25 protein-coding genes are annotated in these 24,243 nt (G+C 73.1%); 6 read left to right on the top strand and 19 right to left on the bottom strand.

Annotation, left to right across the window (positions count from 1 at the left end; translation table 11 throughout):
* Window positions 1–143 precede the first annotated feature (143 nt).
* The 9 genes from AB0C02_RS25830 to coxB are packed head-to-tail and all read right to left on the bottom strand — an operon-like array spanning window position 144 to window position 8,835.
* Complete coding sequence (locus tag AB0C02_RS25830; protein ID WP_357551524.1) at window positions 144–1,916, bottom strand: cytochrome bc complex cytochrome b subunit; 1,773 nt, start codon at window positions 1,914–1,916, stop codon at window positions 144–146.
* On the bottom strand, window positions 1,913–2,776 hold the full coding sequence (locus tag AB0C02_RS25835; protein WP_357551525.1) for a Rieske 2Fe-2S domain-containing protein: 864 nt from the start codon (window positions 2,774–2,776) through the stop codon (window positions 1,913–1,915). The genes AB0C02_RS25830 and AB0C02_RS25835 overlap by 4 nt, the downstream gene beginning before the upstream one ends.
* A complete protein-coding gene (locus tag AB0C02_RS25840; RefSeq protein WP_357551526.1) occupies window positions 2,773–3,549 on the bottom strand; it encodes a c-type cytochrome in 777 nt (258 codons plus the stop codon). Before AB0C02_RS25840 ends, AB0C02_RS25835 begins: the two co-directional genes overlap by 4 nt.
* A 41-nt stretch (window positions 3,550–3,590) precedes the next feature.
* Complete coding sequence (locus AB0C02_RS25845; protein ID WP_357551527.1) at window positions 3,591–3,974, bottom strand: c-type cytochrome; 384 nt, start codon at window positions 3,972–3,974, stop codon at window positions 3,591–3,593.
* Window positions 3,974–4,864 (bottom strand): cytochrome c oxidase assembly protein, encoded by an 891-nt coding sequence (locus AB0C02_RS25850; protein ID WP_357551528.1) that lies wholly within the window; start codon window positions 4,862–4,864, stop codon window positions 3,974–3,976. Before AB0C02_RS25850 ends, AB0C02_RS25845 begins: the two co-directional genes overlap by 1 nt.
* Window positions 4,852–5,253, bottom strand: coding sequence for a hypothetical protein (locus AB0C02_RS25855; protein ID WP_357551529.1), 402 nt, complete (start codon window positions 5,251–5,253; stop codon window positions 4,852–4,854). Before AB0C02_RS25855 ends, AB0C02_RS25850 begins: the two co-directional genes overlap by 13 nt.
* Window positions 5,253–5,879 (bottom strand): heme-copper oxidase subunit III, encoded by a 627-nt coding sequence (locus AB0C02_RS25860; RefSeq protein ID WP_357551530.1) that lies wholly within the window; start codon window positions 5,877–5,879, stop codon window positions 5,253–5,255. The genes AB0C02_RS25855 and AB0C02_RS25860 overlap by 1 nt, the downstream gene beginning before the upstream one ends.
* A gap of 4 nt (window positions 5,880–5,883) precedes the next feature.
* Window positions 5,884–7,803, bottom strand: a complete 1,920-nt coding sequence (gene ctaD / locus AB0C02_RS25865) for a cytochrome c oxidase subunit I (protein WP_357551531.1) — start codon at window positions 7,801–7,803, stop codon at window positions 5,884–5,886.
* Window positions 7,804–7,818: 15 nt separating this feature from the next.
* On the bottom strand, window positions 7,819–8,835 hold the full coding sequence (gene coxB / locus AB0C02_RS25870; RefSeq protein ID WP_357551532.1) for a cytochrome c oxidase subunit II: 1,017 nt from the start codon (window positions 8,833–8,835) through the stop codon (window positions 7,819–7,821).
* A gap of 150 nt (window positions 8,836–8,985) precedes the next feature.
* Between coxB and ccsA the strand changes: the two genes are divergently transcribed.
* From ccsA to AB0C02_RS25895, 5 genes are read left to right on the top strand one after another with little or no spacing between them, the layout of a single operon-like run.
* Window positions 8,986–9,735: a cytochrome c biogenesis protein CcsA gene (gene ccsA / locus AB0C02_RS25875; RefSeq protein ID WP_357551533.1), complete on the top strand. Its 750-nt coding sequence runs from the start codon at window positions 8,986–8,988 to the stop codon at window positions 9,733–9,735.
* On the top strand, window positions 9,732–10,142 hold the full coding sequence (locus AB0C02_RS25880; RefSeq protein WP_357551534.1) for a cytochrome c maturation protein CcmE: 411 nt from the start codon (window positions 9,732–9,734) through the stop codon (window positions 10,140–10,142). The genes ccsA and AB0C02_RS25880 overlap by 4 nt, the downstream gene beginning before the upstream one ends.
* Entirely contained in the window at window positions 10,132–12,093 is a 1,962-nt protein-coding gene (locus AB0C02_RS25885; protein ID WP_357551535.1) for a cytochrome c-type biogenesis CcmF C-terminal domain-containing protein, read from the top strand. The genes AB0C02_RS25880 and AB0C02_RS25885 overlap by 11 nt, the downstream gene beginning before the upstream one ends.
* Window positions 12,090–12,653, top strand: coding sequence for a TlpA disulfide reductase family protein (locus tag AB0C02_RS25890; protein WP_357551536.1), 564 nt, complete (start codon window positions 12,090–12,092; stop codon window positions 12,651–12,653). Before AB0C02_RS25885 ends, AB0C02_RS25890 begins: the two co-directional genes overlap by 4 nt.
* A gap of 14 nt (window positions 12,654–12,667) precedes the next feature.
* Window positions 12,668–13,540, top strand: a complete 873-nt coding sequence (locus AB0C02_RS25895) for a cytochrome c-type biogenesis protein CcmH (RefSeq protein ID WP_357551537.1) — start codon at window positions 12,668–12,670, stop codon at window positions 13,538–13,540.
* A 12-nt stretch (window positions 13,541–13,552) separates the two neighbouring features.
* Here the strand turns inward: AB0C02_RS25895 and AB0C02_RS25900 are convergent, their stop codons facing one another.
* The 10 genes from AB0C02_RS25900 to AB0C02_RS25945 all read right to left on the bottom strand — a co-directional run bounded on the left by AB0C02_RS25900 (window position 13,553) and on the right by AB0C02_RS25945 (window position 23,495).
* Complete coding sequence (locus AB0C02_RS25900; protein WP_357551538.1) at window positions 13,553–13,732, bottom strand: hypothetical protein; 180 nt, start codon at window positions 13,730–13,732, stop codon at window positions 13,553–13,555.
* 129 nt (window positions 13,733–13,861) lie between these two features.
* On the bottom strand, window positions 13,862–14,308 hold the full coding sequence (locus AB0C02_RS25905) for a phage holin family protein (RefSeq protein WP_357551539.1): 447 nt from the start codon (window positions 14,306–14,308) through the stop codon (window positions 13,862–13,864).
* Between the two features lie 86 nt (window positions 14,309–14,394).
* Window positions 14,395–15,903 carry a polyprenol phosphomannose-dependent alpha 1,6 mannosyltransferase MptB gene (mptB, locus tag AB0C02_RS25910; RefSeq protein WP_357551540.1) on the bottom strand — a complete coding sequence of 503 codons (1,509 nt, stop codon included), beginning with the start codon at window positions 15,901–15,903 and terminating at the stop codon, window positions 14,395–14,397.
* A 111-nt stretch (window positions 15,904–16,014) separates the two neighbouring features.
* The gene (locus AB0C02_RS25915; RefSeq protein WP_357551541.1) at window positions 16,015–17,112 is read right to left on the bottom strand and encodes a hypothetical protein; all 1,098 of its coding nucleotides are present in this window, start codon (window positions 17,110–17,112) and stop codon (window positions 16,015–16,017) included.
* A 166-nt stretch (window positions 17,113–17,278) separates the two neighbouring features.
* Window positions 17,279–18,862 (bottom strand): DHA2 family efflux MFS transporter permease subunit, encoded by a 1,584-nt coding sequence (locus AB0C02_RS25920; RefSeq protein WP_357551542.1) that lies wholly within the window; start codon window positions 18,860–18,862, stop codon window positions 17,279–17,281.
* Between the two features lie 181 nt (window positions 18,863–19,043).
* Complete coding sequence (locus tag AB0C02_RS25925) at window positions 19,044–19,691, bottom strand: DUF305 domain-containing protein (protein WP_357551543.1); 648 nt, start codon at window positions 19,689–19,691, stop codon at window positions 19,044–19,046.
* Entirely contained in the window at window positions 19,676–20,413 is a 738-nt protein-coding gene (locus AB0C02_RS25930; protein ID WP_357551544.1) for a lytic polysaccharide monooxygenase, read from the bottom strand. Before AB0C02_RS25930 ends, AB0C02_RS25925 begins: the two co-directional genes overlap by 16 nt.
* A gap of 114 nt (window positions 20,414–20,527) precedes the next feature.
* Window positions 20,528–21,223 (bottom strand): SDR family oxidoreductase, encoded by a 696-nt coding sequence (locus AB0C02_RS25935; RefSeq protein WP_357551545.1) that lies wholly within the window; start codon window positions 21,221–21,223, stop codon window positions 20,528–20,530.
* Between the two features lie 167 nt (window positions 21,224–21,390).
* On the bottom strand, window positions 21,391–23,031 hold the full coding sequence (locus AB0C02_RS25940) for an MDR family MFS transporter (protein WP_357551546.1): 1,641 nt from the start codon (window positions 23,029–23,031) through the stop codon (window positions 21,391–21,393).
* Window positions 23,028–23,495, bottom strand: coding sequence for a MarR family transcriptional regulator (locus AB0C02_RS25945; RefSeq protein WP_357551547.1), 468 nt, complete (start codon window positions 23,493–23,495; stop codon window positions 23,028–23,030). The genes AB0C02_RS25940 and AB0C02_RS25945 overlap by 4 nt, the downstream gene beginning before the upstream one ends.
* 110 nt (window positions 23,496–23,605) lie before the next feature.
* Here AB0C02_RS25945 and AB0C02_RS25950 point away from each other — a divergent pair, with 110 nt between their 5' ends.
* Window positions 23,606–24,211, top strand: a complete 606-nt coding sequence (locus AB0C02_RS25950; RefSeq protein WP_357551548.1) for a TetR family transcriptional regulator — start codon at window positions 23,606–23,608, stop codon at window positions 24,209–24,211.
* Window positions 24,212–24,243 lie beyond the last annotated feature (32 nt).

The raw sequence follows: 24,243 nt of genomic DNA on the forward strand, positions 1-24,243 counted from the left end.
TGGGCTGTCCCGCTGCCCGCCGGCGGCGGGCACCGGGGTGGCGGGCAGAGCCGGGCGTCGGACGTCCCGATGTCCCGCCAGCTACCCGCGTCCGTTGCCGGCAAACCTCCGATCTCGCTCGGGCGGGTGCCCGATCAACGCGGTCACGTCCGTCCGCCCGGCGTGGCCGGCTCGTCCGCCGGCGGCGAGTCGGATTCCGCCGGTTCCGGCGGCTGCGGCCCGCGATCGCCGCCGCGCCGCCGGCGGTCGAGGAGGAGGCCGACCAGCAGCGATCCGGCAGCGGCGGCGCGGCCCCAGCGCCGCAGGGCGGTCCGGACCCGGCCGGGTGGCGGGGGCGGCGGCGGGCCAGGCACCACCACCCGGTCGACCCCGGGGTACGCGAGCCGGGACGCCTCCACCGCCTCCTCTTCCGAGCACACCGCGCGGTTGCCGGTGAGCACGACGTGCCCGGCCTCGTCGCGGTAGCGCCACCGCCACAGCCCGCCCTCCGGCCACAACTCGATCCGCTCCCCCGGCCGGTCCGGGGCGGGTGTCTCGAGTCCGCCCTCGTCCCCGCGCTGGACCGGGGCGGGGCCGGCGGCCCGCCGCAGGTCCGCCCGGGTCAGCTCGCCGAGACTGGCCGCGTCGCCGCGCCGCAGCGCCCGCGCGAACAGGTAGGCGACCAGCCCGGCCAGGAACGGCAGCACGAGCGCCAGCACCCGGAACAGCCCGAGCAGGTCGTAGACGGGCACCCCCAGCAACCGGGCGAGAATGTCGTCCCCGCCGGCGAACACGAGCACCGCGAAGAACGTCAACGCGCCGACGCCCACGGCCAGCCGGATCGGGTGTTCACGGGGCCGGTCGAGCAGCTGATGCGGCCGATGCTCGCCGGTGCGCCAGCGTTCGAAGAACGGCCAGGCGTAGAGGGCGAGGAAGGTGACTCCGCCGAGCACCACGCCCGGCCAGAACGGTGCCGGCACGAGGTACCCGGCGATCCGGAACTCCCACGGCGGAAAGAGGCGCAGCGCCCCGTCGCCCCAGACGATGTACCAATCCGGTTGGGCCGGCGAGCTGGACTGGGACGGCTCGAACGGTCCGTAGAGCCAGACCGGGTTGATCTGCACCAGGCCACCGAGCGCGAACAGCACCGCCAGCACCCAGGCGAACAGAGCGAGCGAGCGCAGCGTGTAGCTCGGCCACAACCGGGATCCCACCACGTTGTGCTCGGTCCGCCCGGGGGCCGGGAACTGGCTGTGCTTCTGCCGGACCAGGATGCCCAGGTGCAGCGACACGAGGGCGACCAGCAGCGCGGGGACCAGCAGCACGTGGGTGATGAACAGCCGCGGGATCAGGTCGGCGGAGGGGAACTCGCCGCCGAGGGCCAGCGCCGCCAGCCACGTCCCGACCAGGGGAATCGACTCCACGACCGAGACGAGGATCCGCAGGCCCAGGCCGGAGAGCAGGTCGTCCGGCATGGAGTAGCCGGTGAACCCGTTGGCCAGGGCGAGCAGGAACATGGTGACGCCAATCAGCCAGTTCAGTTCGCGCGGTTTCCGGAACGCCCCGGTGAAGAAGATCCTCGTCAGGTGCAGCAGGATCGCCGCCACGAAGACCAGCGCCGCCCAGTGGTGGGTCTGCCGGATCAGCAACCCGGCCCGCACGTCCCAGCTCAGTTGGACCGTCGAGACGTACGCGGCGGAGGTGGTGGCGCCGTCCAGCGGGGCGTAGTCGCCCCGGTAGACCCGGTCGGCGGAGCTGGCATCGAAGAAGAAGGTGAGGTAGACCCCGGTGGCGATAAGCGCCACGAACGAGTAGAGCGCGATCTCGCCCAACATGAACGTCCAGTGGTCGGGGAAGACCTTCGCCAGCGCACGCCGCGTGATCGGGGAGAGTCGCAGCCGGTCGTCCAACGCCCGGGCCAACCGGTCAATGATCACTGCCGCCTCCAGAAGCCAGCGCCGGGCGGGCCGGTGAAGCCGCCGGTGGCGCGCAGGAAGCCGTCCGGGCCGACCTCGATCGGCAGGCCGGGCAACGGTCGCGCGGCCGGGCCGGCGATCGGGTGCGCGTCGGCGAGCAGGTCGAACGAGGACTGATGGCAGGGGCAGAGCACCCGCCCGGTGCCCTTGAGATAAAGCCGGACCGGGCAGCCGGCGTGGGTGCAGAGCATCGACCAGACCACCAGGCCGCCGACGTGACCGCCGGAGGGCGGCCGGGTGAAGCGTTGCGGCTCCAGCCGGACCGCGAAGGCGGGCGCGTCGCCGGAGTCGACAGAGCCCTCCGGGAAGACCCCGACCAGCGTGCCCGCCGGCACGTCCTCGGGCCGCAGCGGGCGGCCCTGCTGGTCGACCAGCCTGACCCCCGCGCCCCACGGGGTGCGGGAGAACGCTACGGCCGGGCGCAGACGGTTCCACGGCAGCAGCGAGCGCAGCGGGAACAGCACCGCGATGCCGATCGCGGTCACGGCCAGTCCGAGTGCCGCCAGCAGGCCGCGCCGTCGGATCGGGCTGTCCGGCGCGGTGAGCACGGCGGCGGTCATCGCCTGCTCGTCCGGCGGCGGGGTGAAGCCCTCGTGCTCCTCGACGTACCCGCCGACCGGCACGAGGTGCCGCCCCCACTGGGCGAGCCCGACGGCCAGGCCGGCGAAGGCCACCGCCAGGCTGACCCCCTCCCACTGGGGGCCGGCATTCAGGGCGTACACCACCGCGAAGCCGACCGCTCCGGCCGCGCTGGCCAGGAAAGCGGTGACGATGCGGCGGCCGGCCGCGCGTTCGGCCGCCGGGGGACGCCGGGCGCTCACTGCCCCGCCCTCCGCCCCAGCCACCGGATGGCGCCGACCAGCAGCACCAGCGTCACCAGCCAGGCCACCAGTCCTTCGGCGAGCGGACCGAGCCGCCCGAGCGGGTAGCCGCCCCGGTCAAGCCGCTCGCTGCGCAGCCGCCCCACGTAGGTGGTCAGGTCGTTCACCTGCGCATCGGTGAGCACCTGGCTCGGGAAGACCGGCATCAGCCCGGGGCCGACCCGGATCGCCTCGGCGACCTGGACGGGTGTCGCGTCGTACAGCGGTGGGGCGGTCCACCCGTTGGTCAGCACCGCGCCGGCACCGGTGGCGCTGTGGCAGGGTGCGCAGTTGGCCGCGAACAGGTCCCGGCCGCGGTTCAGGTCTCCTCCCGCCGGGTGGGGGATCTGCGGTCCGCCGCCACCGAAACTGGTCACCTGGTCGACCAGCGCGGCGATCTCCTCGGGCGAGAACACCGGCCGAGACCGGCGCGGCGGCTGCGGCTCGGTCTGCACCGCGGGCATCCGGCCGGTGGAGAGCTGGAAGTCGACCGAGGCGGCTCCGACTCCGATCAGAGATGGCCCGCGCTGCGACCCCTCGCCCTGCCGCCCGTGGCAGCTGGCGCAGTTGGCCAGGTAGAGCTGAGCGCCCCGGTCCGCCGCCCCGGGCGCGGCGCCACTGGCGCTGGGGGTGGGCGTGGGCGATGGTGTGCCGCCGGGCGCGAGCGCCGCCGGACCCGCGCCCAGCAGTAGCGTCGCGCCGAGCGCCAACACCCGGCGCGGCCGCGGGTCCAATCGCCTACCGGGCAGGGGTCCGTCTCCTCGTCGTGCCACGGTCAGTCCAGGCTGTGCAGGTAGGCGGCGATGTCCTGGGCGTCGATCGCGTCGACGCCCAGGTTCGGCATGGCGTTACCGGGCACGACGGCCTGTGGGTCGGAGATCCACCGACGAAGGTTGTCGTCGTTGTTCGGCAGCTTCCCGGCGATGTAGGACCGGGCTCCGAAGCGGGTGAGCGGCGGTCCCACCAGGCCGTCGGCCCGGTCGATGCCGGGAATGGTGTGGCACGAACCGCAGCCGTACCGGGCGATCAGCTCGGCCCCCCGCTCGGGGTGGCCGGCCCGGGACTGCGGCGGCGGTGGTGGCGGGGACGAGGCACAACCACCCGCCGTGACCAGCGCCAGCACCGCCAGGGCCGCTGCCGAGATCCGTCGACGTCTCATCAGAGCGCCCCTTCCCTTTCGGCATCCAGCGGAGCGCCGGCCCGTCCCGCCGGAACCGGCCGGCGGCCGTCGGGCCGGGTCTGGTCGAGGCGGATCAGCCAGCGCAGGAACAGACCGAGCGACACGAGGATCACGACCACGTCCATCGGCGCCCACATGAGCAGGCCGGCGAGCTGCTGGTCGGCCAGCGGGTCGGCGCCGAAGACCCGCAGCGGGTAGACCGGTTGCGGGGCGAAGGTCAGCACCGCGCCCAGCGCGGAGGCCGGCAGCATGGTGCCCGCCAGCAGCAGCACCGCCACCGGCACCGGCGGCCGGTGCCGGGCCGCACCGAGCATCGGGGACCAGAACGACCAGGACAGCGCGGCGAAGCAGAGGTGTTCGGCGGCGTGCAGGACCGGGTGGTCGACCGCGGCGACGTACGCCCCGGGCAGGTGCCAGAACCACAGCACGACGGCCTGTCCGGCCCCGGCGACCAGCGCGCCCGCGACCGGCCGGCGGGTCCAGCGCAGGCCCGGGCCGACCCGCCACCGGGCCAGCCGGCGGCGCAGGGCCAGCGGGGTGGCGAGGCTCAGCGGCAGCCCGGCGGCCCCGGCGGCGAGCAGCGGCCCCGACCCGAGCAGGAACATCATGTGCTGGGTCATGTGCCCGGCGAAGGAGCCCTCGGCGAGTGCGTGCATCGGCCCGTGCTCCGCGGCCAGCACGGTGAGCAGACCGGCCCCGAAGGCGGCCACCCGCCAGGGCGGGACCAGGCGCACCGCCCCCCGCCGCCAGAGTTCCTGCACGCCGCGTCCGTAGCCGGCCACCAGCAGGCAGACCAGCACCATGGACGCCATGGTGAGCAGGCCCTCGACGACTCCGCCGGCCGCCCCGGCGGCGCTCACCGCTGACATACCGGCAGCACCAGGAGGGCGACCCCGCCGAGCACGATGATCGACAGGAAGAACAGGTTGGCCCAGATGCCGACCGCGGCGAGCAGCCGGGTGCGCCCGTACGCGTTGTCCGAGGCCCCGGACCGCTGGGCCTGCCCCATCCGGGTCCAGGCGAGCACGGCGACGGCCAGCGCCCCGGCGGCGGCCAGTGCCGGGATGATCACCGCCAGCCCGACCGCCTGCCACAGTGGCAGGGCGGAGATCTCCGCCGACCCGGCGGCGCAGGCCAGTTCGTCCATGCTCCACGCCGCCATCAGGTGCACCGCCCAGGCGACGGCGCCACCGAGCACGCCGTACCACAGCAACAGGCCGCCGAACAGGCGGGCGCGGGGACCGACCTGGGTGCCCATCACAACCGCGGACTGAGGTAGATGGTGAACAGGACGGCGACCCACACCACGTCGAGGAAGACCCAGAAGATGCCGGCGTTGCGGACCCGGTCGTAGTGCTGGGGATCGAAGCGGTTGCCCAGGGAGGCGGCGAGCAGCCAGCCGACGAAGGCCAGCCCGCCCAGGACGTGCACCGAGTGGAACCCGGTGATCAGGTAGTACAACGAACCGTAGACGTCGGTGGTCGGCGTGAGGGTCCTGAGGTCGTCCACGTACTCGGTGGCCTGCACGGTCAGAAAGGTCACCACGAGCACCATCGTGGCCAGCAGCCCGGCGCGCAGCCGCCAACGGCGGCCGTACCGGATGCCGCGTACGCCCCAGAACAGCGGGACGCTGCTGAACAGCAGCAGTCCCGTCATGATGAGCGGCCGCACCAGCTCCGGATTTCCGATCCCGTCCGGTGGCCACCGCGGCCCGACCTGGAAACGCAGGTAGTAGTAGCTGCCCAGCAGGCAGGCGAAGAAGGTGCTCTCGGTGGCGACGAACAGCACCATGCCCCACCAGCCCGTGGAGCGGCCCACCGGCTCCTCGGTGCTCAGCGCCTCGGCACCGGTGGCCGCCGCCACGATGCCGCCCCGGTCGGTCATCGCGTCACCCCGCTCTCTCCGCCGGCCGACGCGACGGCCAGAGCCAGACACCCATCGTCACCACCACGGCCGCCGCGGCGACGCCCGCCACCAGCCACCAGGAGAAGAGCATCGAGATGAAGAAGATCAGCAGCCAGAAGGCGAGGACGAGCGGGATGAGGCTGGACTCGGCCATCTCCACCGCGCGCTCGTACCGGGCGTCCAGCTCGCTGGTGAACAGCGTCCGCCGGCCCTCGCTGAGGATCCGGTCCTGGCTCGCCCGCGCGCCGGTGCTCTCGGCGGTCCGTTCGTCCCAGGTGGGATGCAGGCTGTGCACCTGCGGCAGCACGGGGAAGTTGTACGACTCGGGCGGCGACGCTGTCGTCCACTCCAGGGTGTCGCCGCCCCACGGGTCGTTCGGTGCCGGCCGCCCCCGACGGATGGCGTGCACCACCCCGATGAGCACCAGCAGCAGCCCCGTCGCCAGCACGTACGCCCCGATGGTGGCGATCAGGTTCCCCGCGTCCCAGCCGAGGTCGCCGCGGTAGGTGTAGACCCGTCGTGGCATGCCGAACAGCCCGTACAGGTGCATCGGGAAGAAGGTGAGCTGCATGCCGGCCAGCACCAGCCAGAAGGCCCAGCGGCCGAGCCCCTCGTGGTACATCCTGCCGGTCACCTTGGGCAGCCAGTAGTAGAGGCCGGCCAGCATGGGGAAGACCGCGCCGCCGAGGAGTACGTAGTGGAAGTGCGCCACCACGAAGTACGAGTCGGTGACCTGCTGGTCGAACGCGGTCAGCGCGAACATCGCGCCGGTGAGGCCGCCGATCAGGAAGGTGACCAGGAACCCGATGAGGAACAGCAGCGGCACCTTGATCACCAGACGGCCGAGCGCCATGGTCGACAGCCAGGCGAAGAACTGGATGCCGGACGGGATGGTGATGATCGTGCTGGCCGCGCTGAAGAAGCTGTAGGACAGCTGGGGCAGGCCGGTGGCGAACATGTGGTGCGCCCAGACGCCGAACGAGAGGATCGAGATGGACACGATGGCCAGCACGACCAGCGGGTACGCGACGACGCCGCGCCGGGTGAACGCGGGCAGGACCGCGGACACGATGCCCAGCCCCGGCATCACGATGATGTAGACGTCGGGGTGCCCGAAGATCCAGAACAGATGCTGCCAGAGCAGCACGTTGCCCCCGGCGGACGGGTCGAAGAAGTGGGTGTCGAACCGGCGGTCGAGGAAGAGCAGCAGGTTGTCCAGGTTCAGCGCGGGCAGCGCGAAGACCACCATGAACGAGGTGGCCACGATGGCCCAGACGAACAGGGGCACCCGGTTGAGCGACATCCCCGGGGCCCGCAGCTTGAGTGCGGTGACGATGAAGTTGATCGCGCCGACGGTGGTGGAGATGCCGAGGAAGAGCAGCCCGAGGTTGTAGACGTCGATGGCGAGGCCGGGTTCGAACTTCAGATTCGTCAGCGGCGCGTAGTTGAACCAGCCGGCGCTGGGCGCTGAACCGAACGGCACGCTCACCCACATGAACAGCCCGGCGAACAGGAAAACCCAGTAGCCGAACGCGTTGAGCCGGGGGAACGCCATGTCCCGCGAGCCGATCATCAGCGGCACGAGGAAGTTGCCGAGACCGAAGAACATCGGGGTGGCGAACAGGAAGATCATCGACGTGCCGTGCATGGTGAACAGCTGGTTGTACTCCTGCGGCGAGAGGATGCCCGACTCCGGCGTGGCGAGCTGGGTCCGCATCAGCAGGGCGCTGATCCCGGCGAACAGGAAGAACAGAGCGGCGGTGACGATGTAGCGGCGACCGATCTTCTTGTGGTCGACGGTGCTGAACCAGGCCCGCAGCGAGGGTCGCTCGCCCCAGTGCTCCTCCAGCCGCGACAGTTCCTCCTGGCTGGCACCGGGCGGTTTCCCGGTCGTCGTGGACATCCTCACTCCCCCGGCCTACTTCAGTGACTGCAGGTAGGCGATGAGCTCGGGCAGTTGGTCGGCGCTCACCGGCTGCGGCGGCATGTAGTTGCCGGGCTTGACGGTCTGCGAGTTGGCGATCCAGCCGCCCAGGTGGCCGGGATCGTTCGGCACGGCGCCGGCGCCGATGCTCCAGCGCGAGCCGACGTCCGACAGGTCCGGACCGACCTTCCCCTGTGCGTCCGTACCCCGGATCGAGTGGCAGGCCGCGCAGGTGCCCTGCACGAACGCCTGTTGCCCACGGCGTTCGGCGTCGGTCTCGGGGGCCCGAGCCGGCGCGTCCAGCCGGCCCACCCAGGCGTCGAAGTCCGCCCGGGGCTCCGCCACCACCATGAAGGCCATGTGGGCGTGCTGGGTGCCGCAGTATTCCGCGCACTGGCCGCGGTAGCTGCCCGCCCGCTCGGCCTGCAGCCAGGTCTGGCGTTCCTGGCCGGCGATGAGGTCGGTCTTCGGCATGAGCTGGGGGACCCAGAAGCTGTGCAGTACGTCGTCGGTGCGCAGCCGCACCCGCACCCGCTCGCCGACCGGGATGTGCAGCTCGTTGGCGGTCACCCCGGAGGCCCCCTGGTAGCGCACCTCCCACCACCACCGGTGGCCGATCACCTCGATGGTCGGCGCGTCGCGGCCCGGGCTCTTGCCGAGCGCGGCGAGGTCGTGCAGGCCGAACCCGTAGACGGTGACCAGGATGACGAAGGGCAGCCCGGCCCCGGCGACGGCGACGAACCGCATGGGCTGGCTGTGCCGCACCCGCACGGCCCCCCGCCGGAACACCAGCGCCCAGGTCATCAGCGCCATGACCTCGACGAACACGGCCACCGAGATCCAGAACAGCAGCCACCACAGGCCGCTGATCCGGGTTGCCCCGGCGCCGCCCGGGTTCAGCGCCGACGGGGAGTCGCCGGCGCAGCCGGTGAGCAGGCACAGGCTCAACAGCGCGGCGCCGACCGGACGCGGTCGCACGCGCCGCCGGTTCGCGCTCGGGGTCGTCTGCACTGTCGGCTCCATCGGAACGGACAGTAGACCGGATCCAGCCGCTTACCCGCCTTTTGAGGGGATATAGGACTAAAGCCGGGTTTGCCCCTTATGGTGGAGCCCGCAGTTCCGCTCCTCCGGCAAGCGCCTTCGGGCGCGGACAGGGAGATCATGCAATCCACGGTGGACCTGGTCGCGGACACCGCCCGAGCCGCCGCCGCACGCCGTACGACGGTCTGGCTGGCCGGCGGGCTGAGCGCCGCCGCCACGGTCGCCGGCGGCTGGCTGGCACCCCCGGACGCCGTGCAGGGCCAGGCGCAACGGCTCATGTACCTGCACGTCCCCGCCGCGTGGGTGGCGTACGTCGCGTTCGCCGTCGTGCTGGCCGCCAGCTGCGCGTACCGGATCGGGGGCGACCTGCGCTGGGACCGGTTCGCCCGGGCCGCCGCCGAGGTGGGGGTGGTACTCACCGCCGTCGCCATCGGCACCGGGTCGCTCTGGGGACGGCTGGTGTGGGGCACCTGGTGGGCGTGGGATCCTCGGCTGGTCAGCACGGCCCTGCTGCTGTTCGCGTACGCCAGTTACCTGGCCCTGCGCCGGACGGTCAGCGAGCGGACCGGGGCGCGCGACGGCGGCGACCACCGGGTGGCACGGCCGGCGGCGGTGGTGGGCGCGGCCGGCTTCCTGCTCGTCCCGGTGGTGCACTTCTCGGTACTCTGGTGGCGCTCGCTGCACCAACAGGCGACCGTGCTCGCCCCGCAACGCCCGCCGATCGACGCGCGGATGGGCGCCGCGCTGCTGCTCGCCGTCGTCGCCGCCACCCTGGTCGCCTTCTGCGTCGTGCTGCACCGGGTGGTCCGGCTGGAGCGGCGGCTGGCCGTCGCCGCCACCCCCGAGCGCGCGCCGGCACGGGTCGGATGATCCGTCGTCGGGCGGGCCGGACCGCCCTCGTCGCCGTGCTGCTCGCCGCCGGTGGGCTGCTGGTCACCGGGGCGCTGCGCGACACCCTTACCTACTACCGCACCCCGGCCGAGGTGCTCGAGGACCCGGCCGCCGCCGGGCAGCGGATCCGCCTCGGCGGTGACGTGGTGCCCGGGTCCCTACGCCACGACGGCGATCTGGTGGTGTTCCGCCTCGCCGCCGGCGGCCACGAGATCACCGTACGGCAACGCGGCGTGCCGCCGGAGACGTTCCGCGAGGGGGAAGGGGCGGTCGTCGAAGGCACCCTGACGTCGGACGGCGTGTTCCACTCCGACCACGTGCTGGTTCGGCACGGCAACGAGTACCGCCCGTCCACCGGCCCGACGGGACCGGTCGATGCTCGGTGAGCTCGGCACCGCCAGCCTCGCGGCCGGCCTGGCCTGCGCCACCCTGACCGCCCTGCTCTGGCTGCGGGTGGCGATGTTCGCCGCGCCCGCCCGGCCGGCCCGCCTCGGCGCCACGGCGACCCTGGCAGCGGCCGTCGCCTGCTGCGCCGTGCTGGAGACGGCCCTGCTTCGGCACGACTTCAGCGTCTGGTTCGTGGCCCAGAACGGCGGGCGTCAGGTGCCGCTGTACTACGCGGTGACCAGCCTCTGGTCTGCGCTGGACGGCTCCCTGCTGCTCTGGCTGCTGGTGCTCGGCGGCTACGGGGCGCTGCTGGCCCGGCGGCGGTACCCGGCCCGGCTGCACGCGTACGCGATGGTGGTGGTCAGCGCGGTCACCATGTTCTTCTTCGCGCTGTCCCGGTTCGCCGCGAACCCGTTCCGACCGGTCGACCCGGTGCCCGCCGACGGCCCCGGACCGAACCCGCTGTTGCAGCAGCATCCCGCGATGGGGGTGCACCCGCCCCTGCTCTACGCCGGCTACCTCGGCCTGGTCGTGCCGTTCGCCCTCGCGCTCGCCGCCCCGCTGGCCGGGCCGGAGGGTCGCGGCTGGCTCCGGCTGGCCCGCCCGTGGGCGCTGGCGGCCTGGGCGGCGCTGACCGCCGGCATCGGGCTGGGCGCCTGGTGGTCGTACGCGGTGCTGGGCTGGGGCGGCTACTGGGCGTGGGACCCGGTGGAGAACGCCTCCCTGCTGCCCTGGCTGACCGCCACCGCGTTCCTGCACACCGCCCTCAGGCGGGCCGCCGGTCGGACGGCCTGGAACACCACGCTGGCCACCGCGAGCTTCATCCTGGTGCTGGTCGGCACCTTCCTCACCCGCTCCGGCGCGGTGACCAGCGTGCACGCCTTCACCGACTCGCCGCTGGGGCCGATGCTGCTCGGCTTCGTCCTGCTGACCGTGGTGGTGTCGACCGTGGCCACCGGACGGCGTACCGCCCGACCGGCCCGCCGGGCCGCCCCGGTGCTGTCCCGACCGACGGCCGTGCTGGTCAACGGCGTGCTGCTGGTGACCATCGCGGCGGTGGTGCTGGTCGGCACGGTCTTCCCGCTGCTGTCCGCGCCGCTCGGCGTACGCGCCGCCGTCGGACCCGCCTACTACCAGCGCACCGCGGTGCCGCTGGCGATCGTGGTGCTGCTGCTCGCCGGGGTGGTGCCGGCGCTGCGCGACCGGGCGCGGGGACTACGCCGACTCGCCGTGCCCGGCGGGGCCGCCCTGGCCACGGTGGCGCTGGTGGGCCTGTTCAGCCGGCCGGGGCTGCCCGCGCTCACCGCGTTCGGCGCCGCGGCGTTCGTGCTCGCCGGCCTGGCCGGGCAACTGGTCGACCGGCTGCGGGCCGGCAACCGGCTGGTCGGCGTCGCCGGGCTCGTCGCGCACGCGGGGATCGCCCTGGTCGCCGTGGGCGTCGCCGGGTCCTCGGCGTACGGCCGGGACACCGAGGGGACCGTCCACACCGGCGAGACCCTGCGGGTGGCCGGGGTGAGCGTACGCCTGGACGGTGTGGACCGGGCCGCCGACGGCGGCGGCGGCATGACGGTACGCGCCCGGCTCCGGCTCACCGAGGCGGACGGCGCGCAGCGGACGGTCACCCCGGCGCTGCGCTACCACCCGGCGCGGGACGCGACGGTGACCGTGCCGGCGATCGAGACCGGGCCGCTGCGGGACACGTACGTCACCCTGATCGCGGTCGCCGCCGACAGCGGCAGCGCGACCGTACGACTCGCGGTGAACCCGCTCGTCGGGCTGCTCTGGGCCGGCGGGGCACTCACCGCCACCGGCGGGCTCGTCGCGGCGGTCGTCGCCGCCCGCGCCCGGCGACGGCCGTCACCACCGGCCGCCGACCGGCGACGGCCATCCGAGCAGGCCGCCGACCGGCGACCGCCGCCCGTGCCAGCCGGCCCGGGAGTCCCCGGATGAGCCGCCGGACACCGCGCCTGCCGGCCGGGCTGCGCCCCGGACCGGCGGTGGTGCTCGCCGTCACCGTCGCCGTCGGCGCCCTGCTCGCCCTCGGCCTGCGCGTGCCGGGCACGTCGACGAGCACCGACAGCGGCCCGTCGACCCCGGCGCCCGCCCCCGCCCTGTTCGGCGACACGCTGGACGGTGGACGGTTCGACCTGGCCACCGCCCGGGGGCAGGTGGTGTTGGTCAATGTCTTCGCCTCGTGGTGCGGCCCCTGCCGTGACGAGCTGCCGCTGCTGGTCGACGCCGAGCGCCGGTGGTCGCCGCACGGGCTGCGCCTGGTCGGGCTGAACCTCCGGGACGGCGCCGAGGCCGTCCGGGCCCTGCTCGACGAGACCCGCGCGACCGGGCTGACCGTGCTGCCCGACCCGGACGGCAGCCGATCGGTCGAGTGGGGCGTACGGGGTGTGCCGGAGACCTTCGTGGTGGACCGGGACGGCCGGATCGTCGAGCGGCAGCGGGGCGTGGTGACACAGGCCTGGCTGGAGCAGCGGGTGGCGCCGCTGCTGTCCGGCTGATGAGGTGGCGGGCGGTGCCGGCCGCGCTCCTGCTCACCGCGCTGGTCGCCGGCGCCGCGGTGGGGCTGCTGCGCTCGGCCGGGGACACCGGTGGGGAGGACCGGGTCCGCGAGGTGGCCGCCGGGCTGCGCTGCCCCGCCTGCCAGGGCGAGTCGGTGGCCGATTCCCGGTCACCGATCGCGGCCGCGATGCGGCAGGTGGTGGCCGACCAGCTCGCGCAGGGGCGGAACCGGGCCGAGATCCGCCGGTGGTTCGTCCAGCGGTACGGGCCGGACGTGCTGACCGAACCACCCGCCCACGGGGCGACCGTGCTGCTCTGGGCCGTACCCGCGCTGACCCTGCTGGGCGCCGGCTACGCCGCCCTGCGTACGCTGCGCCCCCGCCGGGCCCCGGCGGCCGGCGCGGTACGGCCGGTGCCGGGTGGCCGGGCCACCCGCCGGGCCTGGTGGGCGGGCGCGACCGGGCTGGTGTCCCTGGTGGCCGCGGTCGCGATCGCCGCCGACCGTCTGGACCGGCCGGCGCAGCAGCCCCCGGTCGACCCGGTCGCGGTCACCGTGCAACTGGCCCGCGACCTGGAGAGCCAGGACCGGTACGCGGCTGCGGCCCAGCTCTACCGGGAAGCGCTGCAGGACCGGCCGGACGACACGATCCGGCTGCGGCTCGCCTTCGCCCTGCTCCGGGGCGGCGACACCGCCGCGGCCGAGCAGGCGGCGCGGGAGGTGCTCACCCAGGCGCCGGACGCGCCGGACGGCCTGCTCGTGCTGGGGCTGGCGCAGCGCGGCGAGCATTCGGCGGAGGCGGCGGGCACCTTGCGCCGGTTCCTGGCCGTCGCCCCGGAGCACCCGGCCGCCGCGGAGATCAGCCGGCTGCTGTCGGCCGGCTCCTGAGTGGGCCGGCCGTCAGCCGCGCCGAACGGACCGGGCCAGCAGGAAGCCGACGGCCAGACCCGCCGCGCCGGCGACGAGGGCCCGGACGGTGACCACCGACCGGAGCTTGCCGAGCCCCTGGCGGGGGTCGACGACCGTCCCGGCGATGTCGCCGGCCGTGCCCACCGCCAGGTCACCGAGCCGACCCTTCATCCTCCGCCACCTTCCTCATCGGTCCGCGTCCGCCGGTGCCCGCGGCCCGGTCGGTCGTCACCGCTTCCGGGCCCGGGCGGTGGTGTCCCCGCCCTCCTCTGCGCCGGCAACGGTGGTCATCGTGGCGGCTCAGCGTCTGAGCGCGCTCCGAACGGCGGTGGACCCGGCCGGCACCACCCGCCCGGCGGTGGCGGAGACAGCACCCCGGACCTCGTCCGCGAGCCGGGCGGAACCGCCCCCGGCCGCCCGCAGCTGGTTCAGCCCCAGCCGGCCCAGCACCAACGTCGTCGCCAGATAGCCGGCGGTGAGTCCGGCTGCGGCCAACCGGCGCGGCAGGAACGCCTCCAACATGCGCAGCACGGTCGTCGAAGCCGCTCCCGCGCCCAGCACCAGACAGCCGCCGGCTGCGGCGAGCAGGGCCACGCCGAGCCCGGCCGGGCGGGCGGCGTCCGCCAGCTGGCCGCGCACCGCACGAACCTCCGACCGGACCACCTCGGCCACGTCCTCGGCCAGGCGATCGGCCGGGCTGGCCGGTGGGCCCGGCCCGGCGGGCTGATTCGCGACGGCGTCACCCATCGGGGCTTCCCCCTCCTCGTATGCTTCCCGCCTGGCTACCCTGGAAAGGCCGTGGCATGCGTGCCAAGCCGCCACACGGTCCACGCTCAGCGGGTGGGTCGAACTGGCGCGGCGGACTGGAGCGGGTCGTCCGCCAGCCGGCTCCACACCGGCCGGCGGACCCGAAGCGCGGACGCTGCCGCGGCGACCAGCACCGCCGACAAGCCCAGCGCCGCACCGAGGAACGCGGGCAGGCCGGGCTGGACGCCGCCGGGCAGGACCGCCAGGACGAGGACGACCGAGCCGATGGCCACCGCCCGCCTCAGCACGGCGCCGCGGGCGGCCGCCGCGAGGGGCACGAGCGCCCACAGCAGATACCACGGGTGCACCACCGGGCCGGCGAGGACCACCATCGCCAGACACAGGCCGAGCGCGGCCACCGGTCCGATCCGGGCCGCGCGTCGCCACAGGATCAGGCTGACCGCCGCGGCGAGGACGAGCCCACCCAACCAGAAGGCCCGGATGGTGTGCTCGACCGCGAGGCCACCCAGCCGATGCAGCAGCGTCCCGGCCGCCCAACCGACGTCCGTGGTGACCGACATCCAGGTGTGGGCATGGGTGGGCGTGCCCAGAGCGCGGATCCAGCCGAAGCCGCTCCGGGTCGCGGCGGTCACGGCCAGGCTGGTGACGGCGGTGACGAGGACGATCCGGCGGGCCGCCCGCAGCCGCCTGCGGCGGCCGATCAGGTGCCGCGCCCAGATGGGGACGACGAAGGCGATCGCCACCACCGCCGGGGCCTTGACGAGGGCGGCAAGCGTGATCACCACGACGCCGATCACGGGCCGTCGCCGGAGCGCCAGGAGCAACCCGACGCACATGAGGCCCAGCATCACCGCCTCGTTGTGGGCGTCGCCGACCAGGTGCAGCAGCACGAGGGGATTGAGCACGCCCAGCCACAGCGCGGCCACCGGCCGCACCCCGCACAGGCCGGCCAGCCGGGGCACCGACCAGGCCAGCAGGCCCACGCCCAGCAGCGCCAGCACCCGCATTCCGATGACGCCGGCCCAGACGCCGCCGTCGGTCAGCGCGGTCACCGCCGCAGCGAGTTGGAGGAAGACCGGACCGTACGGTGCCGGGGTGTGCTGCCAGATGTCGGGCACGTTGACGGTGAGCGGGCCGCCCAGGGCGGACGGCCCCACGCGGTACGCGTCCAGGCCGGCCATCGTCACCGCGCCCTGCGCGAGGTAGCTGTGCACGTCACCGCTGAAGATGGGGGTGATGAGAGCGAACGGCGCGGCCCACCACGCCGCCGTCACCGCCAACTCCCGCAGGGACGGGCCGTCGGCGGCGCGTATCGTCACGCCGACGCGCCACCATGCCCGCAGGAGCAGCGCGAGGCCGACGTAGACCACGGACACCGACAGCGTCGTCGACGCTCGCAGGTCGTGCAGGAGCGGCAGGTCGATCGCGATCTCGCCGAGGGGCGTCACGCCCGACAGCAGTCCGCCCACCGCGATCACGGCCGAACCGAGCATGCCGAGCAACCGGCAACGGGGTACCGGCGAGCGCGCGGGTAGCCCCAGGCGAGCCGGTGCGGGAGCATCACGCACAGCCATCAGCAATCATTCATCCGTCAGTTGTCCGCGCGGGCGTGTGGGGCGCGGATTCCCCGCGGACGGCCGACCTAACTTCTCATCGGGGACTGGCCGCGGCGGACGGGCCGCCGATCACCGCGCGGGCGGTTGGGGCCGGCGGTCGGTCGGCCGCCTGGGTGCCAGGGGCGTGCTGGGGTAATCGCGGCCGCCGCTCCACAGCGCGGGCACCGCGTCGGTGCTGTGGGCCAACGCGTAGGCGATGTTCTCGTAGTTGACCCGCCAGCCGCGAAAGTGCGGCCACGACTGCTCGGCCGAGCGTTCCAGGGGGAAGCCGGCCTGTCGCACGTGCGCCACCGCCTCGGCGTACTCCTCGAAGGTGAGCCGGAGCGGGTCGTCCGGGCTGGGATCGGGGTCGAACGGGATGTGGACGATTCGGGCGATGTCGCGCAGCGCGGTGTAGCCGGAACGTAGCATCAGCCGCGCGGCGGGTACGGTCGCCGCCGTCGGGGCCAGGGAGATGTGCATCGCGGCGGCGTCCATCACCGCGATCATGGCGACGACCCAACTGCGGTGTGGGCGAGGCGAACGGAAGGCGAGCAGCACCGGATAGTTGCTATGGGTCTCGCCGATGTCCGCGGCCAGCCGCTCCCAGTTCTCGTACAGCCCCTGCAACTCGTCAACCGTGCCGACGAGGGCCTGCCGGGCCAGGAGTTCCGGCCCCCACGCGGGCGAGGAGACCCGGGACTCCAGCAGGGTGACCTCCAGTTCCCGTCGGTTGTAGGCGCCGTACAGCGTCGGCAGGTACGCGATCTGCAGCGCGATGGCCACCGGTCCGCTCGCGGCGGCGACGAAGTCCAGCGCGTTGAGCCGGCTACGGACGTTGGACGCGAACCCGAGGGTGAACAGGCTGGATCCCGCCTCGCGGAAGGAGTCCGCCCAGGAAAGCCCGGAGAACGCATGCATGAGCAGCCCGTACCCGGCCAGCAGCCCGGCCAGCCAGGACCACAGCATCGCGACCAGCACGATCGGCGCCAACCAGGCGAGGAAACGGTCGCGTGCCTCGTAGCCGTGCAGGGGCGTCGACACCCGCCGCAGCACCCACCGGGTGAGCCGCCACAACACCCGGACCAGCGCCGACCCCAGCCCGCGCGGCACCACCAGGTTGCGCAGGACGCTGCCCACCGTGATCACCAGGACGGCCAGGCCGGCCACGCCCGCGATCCACCGCATAAGGCGGCCCCCCCGAACGGGTCGCTGCCGGGAGCGCTGCTGCCGCGGCCGGCAGCGCCGCTGTCATGGCGTCACTCTAACGCCGCAGCGAGGAGGGGGCGGGGCTTCCCATTACCAACGAAAAGGTCGGGCCGTCCGGCAGGTGCCGGACGGCCCGACCGGCGACTCAGTGGATGACCACGGGGGTCGACGGCTGCTCCCCCTGCTGGCCGTCGAGCAGGTCGGACGGCTTACGCCGGCGCGGCAGGAGCGCGGCCGGGATGAACGTGAGCAGCACCAGCGCGAACGCGACCCAGAACGTGTGGGCGAAGGAGCCGGCCACGAAGTCGAGGCCGCGCTCGATGAGCGACGCCGGCACCGGGAACTGCTCAAGGAGCTCCGGCTGCTGCTGCGTGGCGATGGCCAGCCCGGCCTCGGTGATCGGCTTGCCGCTCGGATCGGTCACGCCGGGGATCGGCCGGGAGCCGTTCAGCTCGCTGGTGAGGATCACCGACATCAGCGCGGCACCGACCGAGCCGCCGATCTGCTGGACGATGTTGACCAGCGTGGAGCCGCGGGCCACCTCCTGGGCGTGCAGGGTCTTCAGCGCCGACGTCATGATCGGCATCATTGTCGCGCCCATGCCCAGGCCCATCACGAACAGCGAGCCGCACAGCAGCCAGTACGAGGTGTGCGGGTCGACCTGCGTGAAGGTGAAGAACCCGGCGGCGATGAGCACCAGCGCGAACGGCACCGTCCGGCCGACGGGCATCCGGTCGGCCAGCATTCCGGCGATCGGCATGGTGAGCATCGCGCCGATGCCCTGCGGCGCCATCAGCAGGCCCGCGGTCAGGGTCGACTCGCCACGGACCTGCAGGAAGTAGCTCGGGAACAGCAGGCCGGCGCCCATGAACGCGACGATGAACACGACCAGGGTCACCGTCGCGATGGTCAGGTTGCGGTTGGCGAACAGCCGCAGGTCGACCAGCGGGTGCCGGGGCTTGAAGGAGTAGCGGATGAAGCTCACCACGAGCACGGCGCCGACCAGCATGGGCAGCCACACCTTGGTCTCGGCCATCGTGCCGGCCTCGGGCAGCGACGAGACGCCGTACAGGAAGAGGGCCAGCCCCGGCGAGAGCATCAGCATGCCGAGGAAGTCGAACGACTCCGACGGCTCGGGGTTGTCCTTCGGCAGCGCCATGAGCGCGTAGACGAGCGCGATGGCGCCGATCGGCAGGTTGATCAGGAAGATCCAGTGCCAGCTCGCCGTGTCGATCAGCCAGCCGCCGAGGATCGGACCGCCGATCGGCCCGAGCAGCATCGGGATGCCGAGGACGGCCATCAGCCGGCCGATCCGCTGCGGACCGGCGGCCCGGGTCATGATCGTCATGCCAAGGGGCATGAGCATGCCGCCGCCGAGACCCTGCAGGACGCGGAAGCCGATCAGCTGCCCGATCGTGTCGGCGGTGGCGCACAGCCCGGAACCGATCGTGAACAGCGCCAACGCGACCATGTAGAGGCGCTTGGTGCCGAACCGGTCCGCGGCCCAGCCGCTGAGCGGGATCACCGTGGCCAGCGCGAGCGTGTAGGCGGTCATCGTCCACGCCACCTGGGCGTACGTCGCGTCGAACTCTCGCTGGAACGTCGGTATCGCGACGCTGACGACCGTCACGTCGAGGATCGACATGATCGCGCCGAGGACGACGACTCCGGCCACCTTCAGCACCGCGGCGTCGAGCTTGTCCGATGTCGCGACAGGTTGCTGGGTCACAAAAGGTCTCCTGAATCCGATGGTTGCGGGGGCGGTGGCGGCACCACGCGTGTCGCGCGTGGGCGGTCGCGTACGGCGGAGGGCAACGCAGGGCAGCGTACCGACCGCCACCGACACTTCGCCTCGGATTACCGCCCACCGGCCGGCCCGGCGACGTGATCTGCGTCGCCTCCGGCACCCGTCACAGCCCGGACGGCGACGCGGAGGCGAACTTCGCCATGAGCGCGACCTCGGCGGTCCGCGACTGTTCGATCCGCCGGGCCAGCTCACACACCCGGGCGCTGCTGCCGGCGCTCAGCTGCGCGCGGGCGAGCTGCGCCGCCGTCGCCTGGTGCGCGGCGAGCACGTCGAGCAGCACCCGGTCCACCTGCGCGGTCGGGGCGGCGCGCAGCCGGGCCAGCCCGGCGGCGGCGTCGCTGTGCCCGGAGTGATCGTGCCGGGCGACGGCGGCCATCGCCGAGGGCCCGGCGTCGCGCAGCCAGCCACGCATGGTGGACAGCTCGTCGGACTCGGTGACCTCGATCGCGGCGATCAGCGTCCGGATCTCCGGATCCCCGGTGCGCTCGAGCCCGAGCCGGACGATCTGCAGGGTCTGCTCGGTGTGCGCCACCATCATGGCCAGGAACAGCACGTCGATTCCGCTGGCCGACGCGTCGACGACCGCCCCGGACGGGGTCAGCCGCGCGGCGGGCGACCCCGACGGTCGCGTACAGCCGGTGGCGGCCAGCAGGACCGCCACCAGGACGGCGGTGAGCGCGTGCCGGAGGCCGGTCCCGGGTGCGGCGCACGACGGGCGTGGCCGCACCCGGACGGTCAGACCTGCAGCCACAGCGCCGGGGTGTTGGGCGGTTCCCAACCGGGAATGGCGGTGTGCGCCTGGCGGCAACGGTAGGTCAGGCCGTTGTAGGTGACCTGGTCCCCGACCTGGTAGGCCCGCCCGGCGGTCCAGGTGCCGCTGGGCGCGGGTGAGCTGGTCGGACTCGCGGTCGGCGTCGGCGACGGGCTGGTCGGGGTCGGACTGGGCGTCGGGTTACCTCCGCTCCCACCGATCTGCAGGTCCACGCAGGAGTAGAAGGCGTTGGCCGTGTCGGCGATGTTCCACACCGCGAGCAGCTTCTGCCGGCCGGAGAAGCCGCCGAGGTTGACGGTGTGCGACACGGTGGCGGTGGCCTGGCGGCCCCCGCCGTCGAAGACGGCGACCCGGGTGTTGCCGATCCAGTACTCCCAGTTGCTGGTGGCGTGCAGAGCGGTGTTGACCCAGGTAAAGGTGACCGAGCTGCCGACCGAGGTGGCGGGCCAGTTGCGGCTGTCGTCGTTCAGCACGGCGAACTGGGCGAGCCCGGCGTGGCAGCTGCGCAGGCCCTTCGGTCCTTCGACGCTCTGCGGCTCGTACTTGATCTGGCCGCAGTCGGGGACCTTGTTCTGCGCGCAGAGCGCCTGGCGGCTGGGCGGCGAGGAGACGTAACCGTGGGCCTGGGCGGGCGCGGCGACGGCCAGGGTGGCGGCGACGACGCCCATCGTGAGGAGCGGGACGGTGATTCTTCGGCGCATGACGGCAACTCCTTCGGGGGACGACACGTGGAGCTGCCACGAACATAAATTAAAGTTTGTTAACAGTAAAGACCCTTGTCTATAAATCAAGGTCGGAACGGCCGACCGCCTCCGTCACCACCGGCCGTCCGCCCGCAGCATGTGCGCGCCGGAGACGTACAGGTCGTCGGGGGCGAGGCGGAGCAGCCGTACGACCTCGACGGCGACCTGCTCGGGCCCGGCGTAGACCTCGTCGAGGAACTCGTCGCCGACCCGCTCCTGCAGGCGGGTGGGCATCGGCCCCGGGTGCAGCTGCATGACCTTGATCCGGTTGCTGTGCCTCCCCTCCGCCAGCGACTCGACCAGGCTGCTGCCGTAGCTCTTGGTGGCCCGGTAGACCGGGATGCCCGGACGGGGCTTCGTCACCGCCATCGCGCCCACGTACACCACGTTGCCGAAGCCCTGCCGGTCCAGCTGGCGCAGGGCTTCCTTGAACACGTAGGTGGTGCCGAGCGCGTTGACCTCCACCGCCCGGCGGATGCGTTGCGGGGAGAGGTCCGCCAGGTCGCCGCCCGCCCACACCGACGCGCAGACGGCGACGCCGTCGATGGTGCCGTACCGCTCGACCACCTCGGCGAACGCGTCCCGCACCTGTTCGTAGGAGGAGACGTCGCAGACGATCCCGGCGCACTCCAGGTCGTCGGCCACGGCGGCGACCTCGTCAGGTTGGTCGCCGAGCACGCCCACCCGATGCTCCTCGACCAGCAGGCGGGCGACCGCCAGGCCGAGCCCGCTGGTCCCGCCGACCACCATGAAGGTTCTCGCGCCCATGCTGCTCCCGATGTCGTGGCGCACGAGGGATACGCGGTGCGGTGCCGGCGATGCCTTCCCGCTGGCGCTGATCCCATACCCGGAATCGGCGAGATTCGCCTGTTCCGCCAAGCGGCGCCGGGCCGCCACCGGCGACGGTGGCGGCCCGGCGACCGGGGATACGCAGGTCAGCGGCGTACGGACTGCTCCGGGCCCGCGGCGTCGACGGTCACCTGGTCGAAGGCGGGCGCGCCGTCGACCGCGTCCGCCGCGACGGCGGCCGACCGCGCGGGGTCGGGCAGGTCGAGGCTGGACCGCAGGGTGACCGGCTTGAGCAGCACCGCGGCGATGACGCCGACGACCGCGATGGCCGCGGAGATGAGGAAGATGTGCCCGGTGGCGTCGCCGTACGCGGCGCGGACGATGTGCACCACCGGCTCCGGCAGCGCGTCGAGGTTGAGCGAGCTGCCGCCGCCACCGCCGGAGGTCGGGAAGCCTGCGGCGGCGAGATCGTGGGTGATCCGCTCGGTGACCCGGCGGGCGAGGACGGCGCCGAGCACGGAGACGCCGATGGTGCCGCCGAGGGACCGGAAGAAGGCGATGCTGGAGCTGGCCGCGCCGATGTCCTTGAGGGCGACGGTGTTCTGCACGGCGAGCACGAGGTTCTGCATGCTCATGCCGACGCCGGTGCCGACGATGAACATGGCGGTGCCGAGGAGCAGCAGCGGAGTCTCGTGGTCGACGGTGCCGAGCAGGGCGAACCCGGCGACCAGGATGATCGAGCCGGCCACGATGTAGGGCTTGACCCGCCCGCTGCGGGTGATCAGTCGCCCGACGACGATCGACGACAGCAGGACGCCGGCCATCATCGGGATGGTGAGCAGACCGGCCTCGGTGGGGGTGTAGCCGCGACCGACCTGGAAGTACTGGCCGAGGAAGACGGCGCCGCCGAACATGGCCATGCCGACCGCGAGGCTGCCGAGGATCGCCAGCGCGGTGGTGCGCTCGCGGATGATCTTCAAGGGGACGACCGGCTCCGCGGCCCGCGACTCGACCCAGGTCGCCAGGGCGAGCAGGAGCACTGCGCCGCCGACCATCGCGGCGGTCTGCCAGGAGAGCCAGGCGAAGGAGGAGTCGACGAACGAGATCCAGATCAGCAGCACGCTGACGCCGGCGGCGATCAGGCTCGCGCCGAGGTAGTCGATCTTCACGTTGTCCCGGCGCGCGGTGGGCAGGTGCAGGGTGGCCTGGAGCAGGATCAGCGCGACAACGGCGACCGGCACGCCCACGAAGAAGCACCAGCGCCAGCCGAGCCAGGACGTGTCGACGATGAGGCCGCCCAGCAGCGGGCCACCGACCGTCGCGAGGGCCATGACGCCACCCAGGTAGCCGTTGTAGCGGCCGCGCTCGCGCGGCGGGATCATCGCCGCGATGGCGACCTGGACCAGGGCCTGGAGCCCGCCGACGCCGATGCCCTGGAACGCGCGGGCGGCGATGAGCTGCCCGGCGTTCTGCGAGAACCCGGCGACGATCGAGCCGGCCAGGAACACCACGATGGCGACCTGGATCAGCAGCTTCTTGTTGAACAGGTCGGCCAGCTTGCCCCAGATCGGGGTGGTGGCGGTGGCGGTGAGCAGGGTCGCGGTGACCACCCAGGTGTACTGGGTCTGGGTGCCGTTCAGCGCGCCGATGATCTTCGGCAGTGCGATCGAGACGACGGTGCTGCTGATCATCGCGACGAAGAGCACCAGCAGCAGGCCGCTCAGTGCTTCGAGCGTCTGCCGCCGGCTCATCGGTGCGGCTTCGGCCGCTGTGGTGGGTGCGCTCATCGCGCGTCCTCCTGGTTATCGTGGTGTGCGAGGGCGACCTCGAGGTCGCGGGTGAAGCGGCCGAGCGCGGTGGACAGCGCCGCCACCTCGCCGGGTGTCCAGTCGGCGAGTGCCCGGTTGAGCACCTGTCCGTACCAGTCGTTCGTGTCGGCCAGCACGGCCCGGCCGGCCGGGGTGATGGTCAGTTGGCTGGCGCGCCGATCGGTCGGGTCGGTCTGCCGGTCGACCAGGCCGTGCTCGACGAGGGCCGCGACGGCGCGGCTGACGGTCGACGGGTCGAGTCGGCCACGCTCGGCCAGTTCCCGGGCGTGGCAGCCACCGGCGCTGCGGTCGATGAGCATGAGTGGGCCCACCAGGCCGGGCGGCACGGCCGGCCGCTCGTCTATCCGACGCTGCTTGAGCAGCCGCACGCCGGTCAGCAGGTCGCGCAGCCGCGTACCGAGTTCTCGGATGGCGGTGTCCACTCTTGTCCTCCGACCCAACATTGGTTGCCTCAAGCAAGCATCGGGTAATCTTGCGCACTAGGCAAGTTTGCTCGTTGAGAAGTGAATCACGTCTCGCTTAGGCTGGGGCCATGGATGAGGCGGCGGGGCTGCGGGAACGTAAGAAGGCGGCGACCCGCCTCGCCCTGCACGAGGCGGCGCTGAGCCTTGCCGCCGAGCAGGGGCCGGACCGGGTCACCGTCGAGGCGATCGCCGACGCCGCGAACGTCTCCCGCCGGACGTTCTCCAACTACTTCTCCAGTAAGGAGGAGGCCCTCTTCTACGGCGACACCCAACGGCTCCGTCGGCTGCTGGACCTGCTGCGCGCGCAACCCCCCGACGACTCGCCGTGGGCCGCGCTGAGCCGCGCTGCCCTGCAACTGGCGACCGAGGTGTACGACGACGGCGGGGGCGTCCTGACCTGGCTGGACCGCCGCCGTCGGCTGCGCGGGCACCCGGGCCTGCTCGCGCACCAGGCCGCCGCGTACACCGCGATCGAACGTGAACTGGCCGGCGAACTCGCCCAGCGACTCACCGACCCGGACCGGGCGCTGCGTGCCCGGATCATGGCCGCGACCCTGCTCGCCACCGTGCGGGTCGCCACCCAGCACTGGATCGAGCACCCCGACACCCCGATGATCGACACGCTCCGGGTCGCGCTCGCCCACGCGACTCCGACCTCCGAAGCCACGAGCTGATCCCGCGCTCGGCCGACGCGAATGTCGCCGGG

It is taken from the genome of Micromonospora sp. NPDC048999 (assembly GCF_040649295.1).
In the GTDB taxonomy this organism is placed as follows: Bacteria; Actinomycetota; Actinomycetes; order Mycobacteriales; family Micromonosporaceae; genus Micromonospora.

Coding starts and splice junctions, on each gene's coding strand:
- AB0C02_RS25845 (WP_357551527.1), bottom strand. CDS start 3,974: ATGAGACGTCGACGGATCTCGGCAGCGGCCCTGGCGGTGCTGGCGCTG.
- AB0C02_RS25850 (WP_357551528.1), bottom strand. CDS start 4,864: ATGTCAGCGGTGAGCGCCGCCGGGGCGGCCGGCGGAGTCGTCGAGGGC.
- AB0C02_RS25855 (WP_357551529.1), bottom strand. CDS start 5,253: ATGGGCACCCAGGTCGGTCCCCGCGCCCGCCTGTTCGGCGGCCTGTTG.
- AB0C02_RS25860 (WP_357551530.1), bottom strand. CDS start 5,879: ATGACCGACCGGGGCGGCATCGTGGCGGCGGCCACCGGTGCCGAGGCG.
- ctaD (WP_357551531.1), bottom strand. CDS start 7,803: ATGTCCACGACGACCGGGAAACCGCCCGGTGCCAGCCAGGAGGAACTG.
- ccsA (WP_357551533.1), top strand. CDS start 8,986: ATGCAATCCACGGTGGACCTGGTCGCGGACACCGCCCGAGCCGCCGCC.
- AB0C02_RS25880 (WP_357551534.1), top strand. CDS start 9,732: ATGATCCGTCGTCGGGCGGGCCGGACCGCCCTCGTCGCCGTGCTGCTC.
- AB0C02_RS25885 (WP_357551535.1), top strand. CDS start 10,132: ATGCTCGGTGAGCTCGGCACCGCCAGCCTCGCGGCCGGCCTGGCCTGC.
- AB0C02_RS25890 (WP_357551536.1), top strand. CDS start 12,090: ATGAGCCGCCGGACACCGCGCCTGCCGGCCGGGCTGCGCCCCGGACCG.
- AB0C02_RS25900 (WP_357551538.1), bottom strand. CDS start 13,732: ATGAAGGGTCGGCTCGGTGACCTGGCGGTGGGCACGGCCGGCGACATC.
- AB0C02_RS25905 (WP_357551539.1), bottom strand. CDS start 14,308: ATGGGTGACGCCGTCGCGAATCAGCCCGCCGGGCCGGGCCCACCGGCC.
- mptB (WP_357551540.1), bottom strand. CDS start 15,903: ATGGCTGTGCGTGATGCTCCCGCACCGGCTCGCCTGGGGCTACCCGCG.
- AB0C02_RS25915 (WP_357551541.1), bottom strand. CDS start 17,112: ATGCGGTGGATCGCGGGCGTGGCCGGCCTGGCCGTCCTGGTGATCACG.
- AB0C02_RS25930 (WP_357551544.1), bottom strand. CDS start 20,413: ATGCGCCGAAGAATCACCGTCCCGCTCCTCACGATGGGCGTCGTCGCC.
- AB0C02_RS25935 (WP_357551545.1), bottom strand. CDS start 21,223: ATGGGCGCGAGAACCTTCATGGTGGTCGGCGGGACCAGCGGGCTCGGC.
- AB0C02_RS25940 (WP_357551546.1), bottom strand. CDS start 23,031: ATGAGCGCACCCACCACAGCGGCCGAAGCCGCACCGATGAGCCGGCGG.
- AB0C02_RS25950 (WP_357551548.1), top strand. CDS start 23,606: ATGGATGAGGCGGCGGGGCTGCGGGAACGTAAGAAGGCGGCGACCCGC.